General features: G+C 72.8%; 12 protein-coding genes and 1 riboswitch. Of the genes, 10 read left to right on the forward strand and 2 right to left on the reverse strand.

Annotated features, from left to right (window positions below):
* Positions 1 to 145: 145 nt before the first annotated feature.
* The 10 genes from ACXVGS_RS13385 (at position 146) to gcvP (ending at position 9,049) form a co-directional block, all read left to right on the forward strand.
* Complete coding sequence (locus tag ACXVGS_RS13385; RefSeq protein ID WP_458530005.1) at positions 146 to 721, forward strand: CDP-alcohol phosphatidyltransferase family protein; 576 nt, start codon at positions 146 to 148, stop codon at positions 719 to 721.
* Entirely contained in the window at positions 718 to 1,695 is a 978-nt protein-coding gene (locus ACXVGS_RS13390) for a DUF881 domain-containing protein (RefSeq protein ID WP_458529996.1), read from the forward strand. Before ACXVGS_RS13385 ends, ACXVGS_RS13390 begins: the two co-directional genes overlap by 4 nt.
* The gene (locus tag ACXVGS_RS13395) at positions 1,692 to 2,024 is read left to right on the forward strand and encodes a small basic family protein (protein WP_141788271.1); all 333 of its coding nucleotides are present in this window, start codon (positions 1,692 to 1,694) and stop codon (positions 2,022 to 2,024) included. Before ACXVGS_RS13390 ends, ACXVGS_RS13395 begins: the two co-directional genes overlap by 4 nt.
* Positions 2,021 to 2,803: a DUF881 domain-containing protein gene (locus ACXVGS_RS13400; protein ID WP_458529997.1), complete on the forward strand. Its 783-nt coding sequence runs from the start codon at positions 2,021 to 2,023 to the stop codon at positions 2,801 to 2,803. Before ACXVGS_RS13395 ends, ACXVGS_RS13400 begins: the two co-directional genes overlap by 4 nt.
* Before the next feature lie 48 nt (positions 2,804 to 2,851).
* On the forward strand, positions 2,852 to 3,241 hold the full coding sequence (gene gcvH / locus ACXVGS_RS13405; RefSeq protein WP_458529998.1) for a glycine cleavage system protein GcvH: 390 nt from the start codon (positions 2,852 to 2,854) through the stop codon (positions 3,239 to 3,241).
* Positions 3,242 to 3,355: 114 nt separating this feature from the next.
* Positions 3,356 to 3,817 (forward strand): FHA domain-containing protein, encoded by a 462-nt coding sequence (locus ACXVGS_RS13410; RefSeq protein ID WP_141788268.1) that lies wholly within the window; start codon positions 3,356 to 3,358, stop codon positions 3,815 to 3,817.
* Between the two features lie 37 nt (positions 3,818 to 3,854).
* Complete coding sequence (gene ftsR / locus ACXVGS_RS13415) at positions 3,855 to 4,553, forward strand: transcriptional regulator FtsR (RefSeq protein ID WP_458529999.1); 699 nt, start codon at positions 3,855 to 3,857, stop codon at positions 4,551 to 4,553.
* Positions 4,554 to 4,571: 18 nt separating this feature from the next.
* Positions 4,572 to 5,117: a bifunctional nuclease family protein gene (locus ACXVGS_RS13420; protein ID WP_458530000.1), complete on the forward strand. Its 546-nt coding sequence runs from the start codon at positions 4,572 to 4,574 to the stop codon at positions 5,115 to 5,117.
* A gap of 161 nt (positions 5,118 to 5,278) precedes the next feature.
* Complete coding sequence (locus tag ACXVGS_RS13425) at positions 5,279 to 5,863, forward strand: MerR family transcriptional regulator (RefSeq protein ID WP_458532443.1); 585 nt, start codon at positions 5,279 to 5,281, stop codon at positions 5,861 to 5,863.
* An 80-nt stretch (positions 5,864 to 5,943) separates the two neighbouring features.
* A riboswitch (glycine riboswitch) is annotated at positions 5,944 to 6,048 on the forward strand.
* A 103-nt stretch (positions 6,049 to 6,151) separates the two neighbouring features.
* A complete protein-coding gene (gene gcvP / locus ACXVGS_RS13430) occupies positions 6,152 to 9,049 on the forward strand; it encodes an aminomethyl-transferring glycine dehydrogenase (RefSeq protein ID WP_458537048.1) in 2,898 nt (965 codons plus the stop codon).
* 106 nt (positions 9,050 to 9,155) lie between these two features.
* On the opposite strand, the gene ACXVGS_RS13435 is transcribed toward gcvP, so the two are convergent.
* On the reverse strand, positions 9,156 to 9,800 hold the full coding sequence (locus tag ACXVGS_RS13435) for a dihydrofolate reductase family protein (protein ID WP_458533824.1): 645 nt from the start codon (positions 9,798 to 9,800) through the stop codon (positions 9,156 to 9,158).
* Between the two features lie 105 nt (positions 9,801 to 9,905).
* Positions 9,906 to 10,741: SbcC/MukB-like Walker B domain-containing protein (locus tag ACXVGS_RS13440; protein ID WP_458537049.1), on the reverse strand; the 836-nt coding region annotated here is incomplete at its 5' end.

Consider the following 10,741-nt stretch of genomic DNA (forward strand, 5'->3'; position numbering starts at 1 on the left):
ACGCAGTACGACGAAGGCCGTCGCCGGTCCACCCGGTGGCGGCCTTCGTCGTCGGCGGCGAGCCGCCTGACGCCGCCGCGGGGGACTCGCATAGGCTCGTGACGTGGAGGAACCGGTGGACCTGGCGCACTCGCAACGCCCCGTGATGGTCGTCAGCGACCGCGTCTTCACCCTCCCCAACATCCTGTCGATGCTGCGGCTGGTCGGGGTGCCGCTGTTCCTGTGGCTGATCCTCAGCGGCCACGACGGCTGGGCGCTGACCGTGCTCGCACTCTCCGGCATCAGCGACTACCTCGACGGCAAGATCGCGCGGCGGTTCGGGCTGATCTCGAGGGTCGGGCAGCTGCTCGACCCGCTGGCGGACCGGCTCTACATCCTGTCCACGCTGCTGGGCCTGGCCTGGCGCGAGATCATCCCCTGGTGGCTCGTGGTCGTGCTCGTCGCCCGCGAGGTCTTCGGCACCGTGCTGCTGCTCATCGTCCGCCGCCAGGGCGTGATCGGGCTGCCGGTGCACTTCGTCGGCAAGGCCGCCACCTTCAACCTGCTCTACGCCTTCCCGCTGCTGCTGCTCGGCGAGGGCAGCAGCGCCTTCGCGGCCGTGGCGCGCCCGGTCGGCTGGGCCTTCGCGTGGTGGGGCGTGGCCCTCTACTGGGTGGCCGGGATCATGTATGCCGTGCAGGTGCGTGACCTGCTGCGGTCCCTGCGGCAGGCGCGGGCATGAGCGGCGGGACGTCCGGGGCTCCCGGGGTCGGCGCGCCGCCCCGCCGGGTCGACGCCTCGATGTCCCTGATCAACGAGATCATGCAGCGCCCGCTGGACCCCGGCTACGCCGCCGCGGCCGACGCCCGGGTCCAGGCCGGCCTGCCGGCCTCGACCGGACTGCGCACCCCGACGCTGTTGGTCGGGGCGATCCTGCTCGGGGCGCTGCTCGTGATCGGCGCGCTGTCCCTGCGCGTGCCGGCCACCGCAGCCAGCAAGGCCAAGCAGCAGCTCATCACCGAGATCGAGTCGCGCCGCCACAACGTCGACGCCCAGACCGCGCGGGTGGCCCGGCTGCGCGCCGAGATCGATGCGGCCCAGGCGCAGTCGCTGCAGCTGGCCAGCCAGGGCCAGCTGCTCACCCAGCTGCGCGAGACCGAGCTCGTCACCGGGGCCGTGCCCGCCACCGGGCCGGGCCTGACGCTGACCATCGACGACGCCAAGACCGACAAGAACGCCCAGGGCAACTCCGTGGACCCGCGCACCAACGCGACCGCCGACCAGGGCAAGGTCATCGCCCGTGACCTGCAGATCGTGGTCAACGGGCTCTGGGCGGCCGGAGCGGAGGCGATCTCCATCAACGGCCAGCGGCTCACCTCCCGGTCGGCGATCCGCTTCGCCGGGCAGGCGATCCTCGTCGACTACCGGCCGCTGACCCGGCCCTACGTCATCACCGCCCTCGGCGACTCCAGCTCCCTGCCGGCGGAGTTCGCGGGCACCGACGGCGGCAGCTACCTGCAGTCGCTGACCGACAACTACGGCATCCGCGCCGACCTCAAGCCCGGGGACCGGCTCCGGGTCCCGGGCGACTCCTCGCTCAACACCCGGCTCGCCCGGCCCCAGGGTGCGGGCACCGCCCCCGCCACGGGAGGCGCGACCTCGAGCGGCACAGGCTCGAGCACCTCATCCCCGACCACGACGGAGACCGCACCGTGATCCCCGCACTCGGCCTGCTCGCCGGCATCCTCGCCGGACTGCTCCTGCACCCCACGGTGCCGCTGTGGCTGCAGCCCTACCTGCCCATCGCGGTGATCGCCGCCCTGGACGCGGTGTTCGGCGCGGTGCGCGCCGTCATGGACGGCATCTTCAACGACAAGGTCTTCGTCGTGTCGTTCCTGTCCAACGTCGTCGTGGCCGCCCTCATCGTGTTCCTGGGCGACCAGCTCGGCGTGGGCGCCCAGCTGTCCACCGGTGTCGTGGTAGTCCTCGGCCTGCGGATCTTCTCCAACGTCGCCTCCATCCGCCGACACCTGTTCCGCGCATGAGCGAGCAGCCCGGACGCCACGAGGCCCCCGCCGTCACCGAGCCCCCGCCGACGGCCGACACCGCCTGGCGCAGGCTGGCCGCCGTCGCCCGGCCCAAGGCCACCCGCGCCAACACCTTCGCCGCGCTGCTGGCCCTCGTGCTGGGGTTCGCGATCGCCACGCAGGTGCGCCAGACCCAGGAGCAGGGGCTGGAGTCGCTGCGCCAGAGCGACCTGGTCGGCATCCTCGACAACGTCACCCAGAGCCAGGCGCGGCTCGACACCGAGGCCCGGGCGCTGCAGTCCACCCGGGACCAGCTGGTCAACGGCTCCAGCGCGGCCGCGCTGTCCGCGGCCCGCGAGCGCCTGGACGCCCTGGGGGTGCTGGCAGGCACGCTCCCGGCGCGTGGTCCCGGCATCACGATGACCATCGAGGACCCCGGCCACAAGGTCACCGCGCCGGTGCTGCTCGACGCCCTCGAGGAGCTGCGCGACGCCGGCGCCGAGGCCGTGCAGATCGGCCCGGCCCGCGTCGTGGCGAGCACGTCGTTCACCGACGCCGGCGACGGCATCGAGGTCGACGGCACCCGCCTGACCCAGCCCTACACCCTCACCGCCATCGGCGACGCGCCGACGATGGCGGCCGCGATGGACATCCCGGGCGGCATCAGCGAAACCGTCCGCGGCCTCGGCGCGACCCCCCGGGTGACCCAGTCCCCGGACCTGCGGATCGACGCGTTGCAGACGCTGCGCGAGCCTCGTTACGCTCGCCCGGTGCCGACGCCGACCCCGTCGTCGTGACCCCTTCCCCCTGAACCCCCTGCTGTGCCAACGCCTTCAAGGAGCACCATGAGCGACCTGGACTACCCCGCCGACCTGCGCTACACGGCAGAGCACGAGTGGGTGGCGGCCGAGGCCGACGGCGTCGTCCGCATCGGCATCACCGCCTACGCCCAGGACGCGCTCGGTGACGTCGTCTACGTCAGCCTCCCGGCCGTGGGGGACACCCTCGAGACGGGCGCCGCGTGCGGCGAGGTCGAGTCGACCAAGTCCGTGAGCGACATCTACGCGCCCCTGGCCGGCGAGGTCGTCGAGGTCAACGCGGCGCTGGACTCCTCCCCGGAGCTGGTCAACACCGACCCCTACGGCCAGGGCTGGATGTATGCCGTCAAGCTCGCCGACGCGGGCGCCCTCGAGGGGCTGCTCGACGTGGAGGCCTACCGCGCCCAGCTGTCCTGACGGGGGAGGGGTTTGGACCGTCTGTCCAAACCCCTCCGTCATCCTCAAGTTGTGGTCTAGGGTTGGGGCACCCTGGGCCGACCGGCAGCCCCGAAAGACAGAGGTGCTCACCCGATGACTGACAGCGAGCAGGAGCGTCCGATCCGCTCCGGCGAACCGACGACGATGCGGTTCCCCGGGATCGGCGACCTCGAGCACGTCGAGGGGGCGCCCGAGGAGGGTGGCCTGACCGCCGCCGACCAGGCGACGGTCGACGCCCTGCGTGAGGGCACCGCCCTGCTGGTCGTCCTGCGTGGCCCGAACACCGGCGCACGCTTCCTGCTCGACGCCGACGAGGTCAGCTCGGGTCGCCACCCCGACTCCGACATCTTCCTCGACGACGTCACCGTCTCCCGCAAGCACGCGACCTTCCGTCGTGAGGGGGGCAGCTTCATCGTGCGCGACGTGGGGTCCCTCAACGGCACCTACGTCAACCGCCAGCGCATCGACGAGGTGGTCCTGCATACCGGCGACGAGGTCCAGATCGGCAAGTTCCGGCTGGTGTTCTATGCGGGCTCGGGCGCATCCTCCGCGTGAGTCCAGTGCCGAGGCGCCCGGCCGGGCAGCCCGGCGGATGACGATCGGGGCGGTGCTCGCCGCCCTGCAGGAGGAGTTCCCGGACGTCTCCATCTCCAAGATCCGCTACCTGGAGGCGGAGGGGCTGGTGACGCCGGAGCGCACCGGCGCCGGCTACCGCACCTTCAGCGAGGCCGACGTCGGGCGCCTGCGCTACATCCTGCGCGCCCAGCGGGACCGGTTCTGGCCGCTGAAGGTCATCCGCGAGGCCCTCGACGCCATGGACCGCGGCCTCGAGCCGCCGTCGGGCACCGACGGCCCGCCGACCCCGCGGGTGCCGGTCGTCGCCGGTGACCCGGCAGTGCCGGACGCCGCGGAGCTCTCCCTGCCGGGCACGTTGCGCCTGACCGCCCGCGAGCTGCGTGAGGCCGCCGGGCTCGACCTGCGCACGTTCGAGGCGCTGGAGACCTTCGGGCTGGTCCGGCCCGACCGTTCGGGGCACTTCGGCGAGCCCGACCTGGCGGTCGCCCGCGCGGCCGGTGCCCTCGCCGGCTTCGGCATCGAGGCGCGCCACCTGCGTCCCTTCCGCACCGCGGCCGACCGCGAGATCGGGCTGGTGCAGCAGGTGGTGTCACCGATGCGTGGACGGGGCAAGACCAGGCAGGCCAACGGTTCTGCCGACCCGACGGCCGAGATCCTCAGCCAGTGCATCGCCCTGCACGCGGCACTGGTGCGCTCGGGACTGCGCACAGACTGAGCGAGTACCGTTGAGCTCGTGAGAGAGCTCGACGTCCTCGGTGTCCGCGTGGAGATGCCCACCAACCAGCCCATCGTCCTGTTGAGGGAACGTGACGGCGAGCGCTACCTGCCCATCTGGATCGGTGCCGCCGAGGCCACTGCCATTGCCTACGCCCAGCAGGGCGTGGTGCCGCCGCGGCCGCTCACCCACGACCTGCTCAAGAACGTCATCGACGACCTGGGCCACACGCTCTCCGAGGTGCGCATCGTCGCCCTCAAGGAGGGCGTCTTCTATGCCAGCCTCATCTTCGACGGGAGCCTGGAGGTCAGCGCGCGGTCCTCGGACGCCATCGCGCTGGCGCTGCGCACCGGGACCTCGATCATGGCCGAGGAGTCACTGCTCGACGAGGCCGGCGTCGCCATCGCCCAGGACGAGGACGACGAGGTCGAGCGGTTCCGCGAGTTCCTCGACCACGTCTCGGCCGAGGACTTCCAGCAGGAGGCGGCCGAGGAGGCCGGTGACGAGGCCGGCGGTGAGGCTGAAGGCGAGGACGAGGGAGAGGGAGGCCCGCGCGCCTCGTGAGGTGAGCCGCGGCATACCCTCAGTCTCGACCTGACGTCGAGAGTTCGGTCTCGAGTGGGCGACACGTCGCGACCCACCCTCGAGAGGTGATTGACGCACCCCCCGGGCGGCCCTACCGTCAAAAGACGAACGACGGCGATGTAGTTACACGGGAGGTAGGCGTGAACCCCACCGGAGACGCGCAGCACGGCAGCCCCACGGTGCCGGTTGCTGCCCAGGGGTTGCTCTTCAGCGACGACCTCCCCGCGCTGAGCGAGGACACCGGCTACCGCGGGCCCACGGCCTGCAAGGCCGCCGGCATCACCTACCGCCAGCTCGACTACTGGGCCCGCACGGGGCTGGTCGAGCCCTCGGTGCGCGGCGCCACCGGCTCGGGCACCCAGCGGCTCTACAGCTTCCGCGACATCCTCGTGCTCAAGGTCGTCAAGCGCCTGCTCGACACCGGCGTCTCGCTGCAGCAGATCCGGGTGGCGGTCACCCACCTGCGCGAACGGGGCGTGGAGGACCTGGCCCAGATCACCCTCATGAGTGACGGCGCCAGCGTCTACGAGTGCACTTCCGCCGACGAGGTCATCGACCTGGTCCAGGGCGGCCAGGGCGTCTTCGGCATCGCCGTCGGCCGGGTCTGGCGCGAGGTCGAGGGCGAGCTGGCCCAGCTGCCCAGCGAGCGGCCGGAGGACGAGACCCCCGCCGCGCACCCGGGCGACGAGCTGAGCGTGCGCCGGTCAGCCCGCCTCATCAGCTGACCCCACCACGGAGCACACCGGCCCGGGCCTCGCGGCCCGGGCCGGGTCATGTCCACCGGTGGTAGATTTCCCGGTGCTGACAACCCTGCGTGGGAGAGACCTCGCGACCGGCCGCGGCCGGTCGGCGGGGCGCCGAAGGGGCAAACTCCCCGGAACCTCTCAGGCGCCAGGACCACGCGGGTGAGGCAACTCTGGAGTGCGCGGTCCTGACCGGCCCGCGGCGACAGAGGGGGAGGCGACACCTCAACCAACGGCCGGCGGCTGCGCTGGTCCCGCGACAGGAGCCTCATGTCCCACGCCCAGTCCTCCCACAGCGCGCTGCCGCCGGAGCCGGACTTCGTCTCGCGCCACATCGGCCCCTCCGACGACGACACCGCCGAGATGCTCAAGGTGGTCGGCCAGCCGAGCATCGACGCGCTCATCGACGCCGCGGTGCCCGGTGGCATCCGCGCGGAGCGTCCGCTGCGCGTCGAGGCCGCGCCCAGCGAGGAGGCGGTCATCGAGGAGCTGCACCGGCTCGCCTCCCGCAACACCGTGCTGACCTCGATGATCGGCCTGGGCTACTACGGCACGGTCACCCCGCCGGTGGTGCGCCGCAACGTGCTGGAGAATCCCGCCTGGTACACCGCCTACACGCCCTACCAGCCGGAGATCTCCCAGGGCCGGCTCGAGGCCCTCATCAACTTCCAGACCGTGGTCACCGACCTGACCGGCCTGGCCACCGCCGGTGCCTCGCTGCTCGACGAGGGCACCGCGGCGGCTGAGGCGATGACCCTGATGCGCCGCACCAGCAAGGTCGCCCAGGACGCGGTGCTGCTCGTCGACGAGCACGCGCTGCCGCAGACCATCGCCGTGATCCAGACCCGCGCCAAGCCGCTGGGCCTCGGGGTGGTCGTGGCCGACCTGACCTCGGTGACCGACGCCGCCTCCCTGGCCGCGGCCGCCGGTGACCGCGCCGTTTTCGGCGTCCTGGTGCAGTACCCCGGCGCCGACGGCGAGCTGCGCGACTGGTCGGCCCTGGTCGCCGCCGCGCACGAGGCCGGCGCCCTGGTCACCGCCGCCGCGGACCTGCTCGCGCTGACCCTGGCCACGCCTCCGGGTGAGTGGGGTGCCGACGTCGCGGTCGGCAGCAGCCAGCGCTTCGGCGTGCCCATGGGCTTCGGCGGTCCCCACGCGGGCTACATGAGCGTGCGCGCCGGCCTGGAGCGGTCACTGCCCGGCCGCCTGGTCGGGGTGAGCGTCGACGCCGACGGGCACCAGGCCTACCGGCTCGCGCTGCAGACCCGTGAGCAGCACATCCGCCGCGAGAAGGCGACCTCCAACATCTGCACCGCCCAGGTGCTGCTCGCCGTGATGGCCAGCATGTATGCCGTGTGGCACGGCCCGCAGGGCCTGGCCCGGATCGCCCGGCGCACCCACGCCCACGCCGCCGCCCTGGTCGAGGGGCTGCGCGCCGGTGGCGTGGACGTGGCGACGACGCACTTCTTCGACACGGTCACCGTCGTCGTGCCCGGCCGTGCGGCCGAGGTCGTGGCCGAGGCCGCCGCCCGCGGGGTCAACCTGTGGCAGGTCGACTCCGACCGCGTGTCGGTCAGCACCGACGAGACCACCGACCTGGCTGCCCTGCAGGCCGTCTGGGCGGCGTTCGGCGTCACGGGGCTGAGCGAGGTGCGCGACGCGGAGCCGTCCTGGCCCGCGGCGCTGGTGCGGGAGACGGCATACCTGACCCACCCCGTCTTCCACACGCACCACAGCGAGACCGCGATGTTGCGCTACCTGCGCCGGCTCTCGGACAAGGACTACGCGCTCGACCGCGGCATGATCCCGCTCGGCTCGTGCACGATGAAGCTCAACGCCACCACCGAGATGGAGGCGGTGACCTGGCCGGAGTTCGCCGGGCTCCACCCGTTCGCGCCGGCGTCGCAGACCGAGGGCATCCGCGAGCTGGTCACTGACCTGTCCTCGTGGCTGTGCGAGGTCACCGGCTACGACGAGGTGTCGCTGCAGCCCAACGCCGGCTCCCAGGGTGAGCTGGCCGGCCTGCTGGCGATCCACGCCTACCACGAGGCCCGCGGCGACGCCGCCCGCACGGTGTGCCTCATCCCGGCCAGCGCGCACGGCACCAACGCGGCGAGCGCCGTGATGGCCGGCATGAAGGTCGTCGTCGTCCGGACCGCCGAGGGCGGCGACATCGACATGGACGACTTGCGCGCCAAGGTCGAGCAGCACCGCGACCAGCTCGCGGCGATCATGGTCACCTACCCGTCCACGCACGGGGTGTTCGAGGACACGATCAGCGAGCTGTGCGAGCTGGTGCACGACGCGGGCGGCCAGGTCTACGTCGACGGGGCCAACCTCAACGCGCTGGTCGGGATCGCCCGGCCCGGCAAGTTCGGTGCCGACGTCTCGCACCTCAACCTGCACAAGACGTTCTGCATCCCGCACGGCGGCGGCGGCCCCGGCGTCGGCCCGGTCGGCGTGCGCGCCCACCTCGCGCCGTACCTGCCCAACCACCCGCTCGCCCCGGAGGCCGGCCCGGCGACCGGTGTCGGCCCGATCTCGGCGGCCCCGTACGGCTCGGCCAGCATCCTGCCGATCTCCTGGGCCTACGTGCGGCTCATGGGCGGCGCCGGCCTGACCAAGGCCACCCAGACGGCGATCCTGTCGGCCAACTACGTCGCCGCCCGGCTGCGCGACCACTTCCCGGTCCTGTACGCCGGCCCCGAGGGCCTGGTCGCGCACGAGTGCATCCTCGACGTCCGCGAGATCACCCGCACCACGGGCGTCACGGTCGACGACGTCGCCAAGCGGCTCATCGACTACGGCTTCCACGCGCCGACGATGTCCTTCCCGGTGGCCGGCACGCTGATGGTGGAGCCGACCGAGAGCGAGGACCTCACCGAGCTCGACCGGTTCTGCGACGCGATGGTGGCCATCCGGGAGGAGATCGAGCAGGTCGCCCGCGGTGAGGTCGCCGTCGCCGACAGCGCGCTGCGGCACGCCCCGCACACGGCGCTGTCCCTGGCAGGGGAGTGGGACCACCCCTACGACCGGCACACCGCCGCATACCCGCACGGGGTCGACCCGCGGGCGAAGTACTGGCCGCCGGTGCGGCGCATCTACGGGGCGTTCGGCGACCGCAACCTCGTCTGCTCGTGCCCGCCGCCGGAGGCGTTCGAGGACTGACCCCGGTCCACCCCGACCTGGTGCCCGTTGCGCCGCGCTTCCCGCCTTCCCCGGCGCCGGTTCGCGGCGTGGCGGGCACCAGGTCGTGCCGGGGTGGGGGCGGGATCTAGCGCCGAGTGAAGGTGACGTGCGTGACCCCGGCGGGAGTCGACACCGACTCGACGTCGAAGCGCTGATCCAGGCCCTCGAGGTGGTCCCACAGGCGCACCCCGCGGCCGAGGAGGATCGGCACGACGACGACGTGCAGGTGGTCGACCAGGTCCGCGGCGAGGAAGTCGCGGACCGTCGAGGGTCCGCCCCCGATCCGCACGTCCAGGCCACCGGCGCCCTCCCGGGCCAGGCGCAGCACCTCCTCGGGGCTGCCGTCGACGAAGTGGAAGGTCGTGCCGCCCTCCATCTGCACCGACGGCCGGGGGTGGTGGGTGCGGACGTAGACCGGGGTGTGGAACGGCGGGTTCGGACCCCACCAGCCCGTCCAGTCGTGATCCTCCCAGGGCCCGCGCTGGGGACCGAACTTGTTGCGCCCCATGATCTCGGCGCCGATGCCCACGTCCCACGCCCGGGCCATCGCGTCATCGACGCCGGTGCTGCCGCCGTCCTCGCCCTGCATGGCCCGGAACGTGCGGGTCGGGAAGAACCACTCGTGCAGCCGGCCGCCGGCGTGGCCGAACGGGGACTCCAGGCTCTGCCCTTCGCCCGTGCCGAAGCCGTCGAGGGAGACCGAGAAGTTGTGGACCCGGACCAGGGACATGGCGCGACCTCCTGCTTCCCCACCGGGGCGACGGCTCACGGTGAGCGCCCCGGGCAGGAGTGTATGCCGGGTCGCAGCTCCCAGCCCCCGGAACGCTGGGTGGGTTCAGGCTGCGGGGGCGTCCTCGACGCGCACGGCGAGCTCGGATCCCCGCTGGGTCTTGGTGACCCGCAGCTGCACCGGGATGCGCTGACGCAGCTCGGCCACGTGGCTGACGATGCCCACCGCCCGGCCACCCTCGCGCAGACCGTCGAGCACCGCCATCACCTGCTCGAGGCTCTCCTCGTCGAGGGTGCCGAAACCCTCGTCCACGAACAGGGTCTGCAGGTCGAGGCCGCCGGCCTCGGCCTTGACCGCGTCGCCGAGCCCGAGCGCGAGCGCCAGGGAGGCCATGAACGCCTCGCCGCCGGAGAGGGTGGAGGTGTCGCGGGGCAGGCCGGTCCACGCGTCCCGCACGCGCAGGCCGAGCCCGCTGCGTGCTCCGCGGGCCGCGAGCGCGTCGGTGTACTCCAGGGCGTAGCGGCCGTCACTCATGGTGCGCAGCCGCTCGTTGGCCAGGACGGTGACCTCCTCCAGCCGCGAGGCCAGCACGTAGGACGACAGCCGCATCCGCAGGGCGTTGTTGGCGCTGGTGCCGGCGACGCACTCGGCCAGTTCCTGCACCAGGGCGGCCTCGTCCTCGGCGGGACCGAGCCGGTCGAGGACCGCGCGTACCGCGGTGTGCAGCTGGCGCAGCTGGGAGCTGGCACGCTCGGCGAGGGTGTGGCGGTCACGCGCGGCTCCGAGGGCCCGGCTTGCGCCGTCGCGCTCGTGGGTGAGCCGGTCGAGGTCAGGCACCGCCGCGTCGCGGGCCGCGACGACCTCGGGGTCGGCCAGCCGCGCCTGGGCGTGGTCCCGCCGGCGGTCGAGCTCGCGCAGCTGGGTCTCGAGCTCGCGGACGT

This window comes from Oryzihumus sp. (genome assembly GCF_054325275.1).

What these genes read in the sequence shown, in the direction of transcription:
- gcvH (WP_458529998.1), top strand. Translation starts at nt 2,852, where the DNA reads ATGAGCGACCTGGACTACCCCGCCGACCTGCGCTACACGGCAGAGCAC.
- ACXVGS_RS13410 (WP_141788268.1), top strand. Translation starts at nt 3,356, where the DNA reads ATGACTGACAGCGAGCAGGAGCGTCCGATCCGCTCCGGCGAACCGACG.
- ACXVGS_RS13400 (WP_458529997.1), top strand. Translation starts at nt 2,021, where the DNA reads ATGAGCGAGCAGCCCGGACGCCACGAGGCCCCCGCCGTCACCGAGCCC.
- ACXVGS_RS13390 (WP_458529996.1), top strand. Translation starts at nt 718, where the DNA reads ATGAGCGGCGGGACGTCCGGGGCTCCCGGGGTCGGCGCGCCGCCCCGC.
- ACXVGS_RS13385 (WP_458530005.1), top strand. Translation starts at nt 146, where the DNA reads ATGGTCGTCAGCGACCGCGTCTTCACCCTCCCCAACATCCTGTCGATG.
- gcvP (WP_458537048.1), top strand. Translation starts at nt 6,152, where the DNA reads ATGTCCCACGCCCAGTCCTCCCACAGCGCGCTGCCGCCGGAGCCGGAC.
- ACXVGS_RS13435 (WP_458533824.1), bottom strand. Translation starts at nt 9,800, where the DNA reads ATGTCCCTGGTCCGGGTCCACAACTTCTCGGTCTCCCTCGACGGCTTC.
- ftsR (WP_458529999.1), top strand. Translation starts at nt 3,855, where the DNA reads ATGACGATCGGGGCGGTGCTCGCCGCCCTGCAGGAGGAGTTCCCGGAC.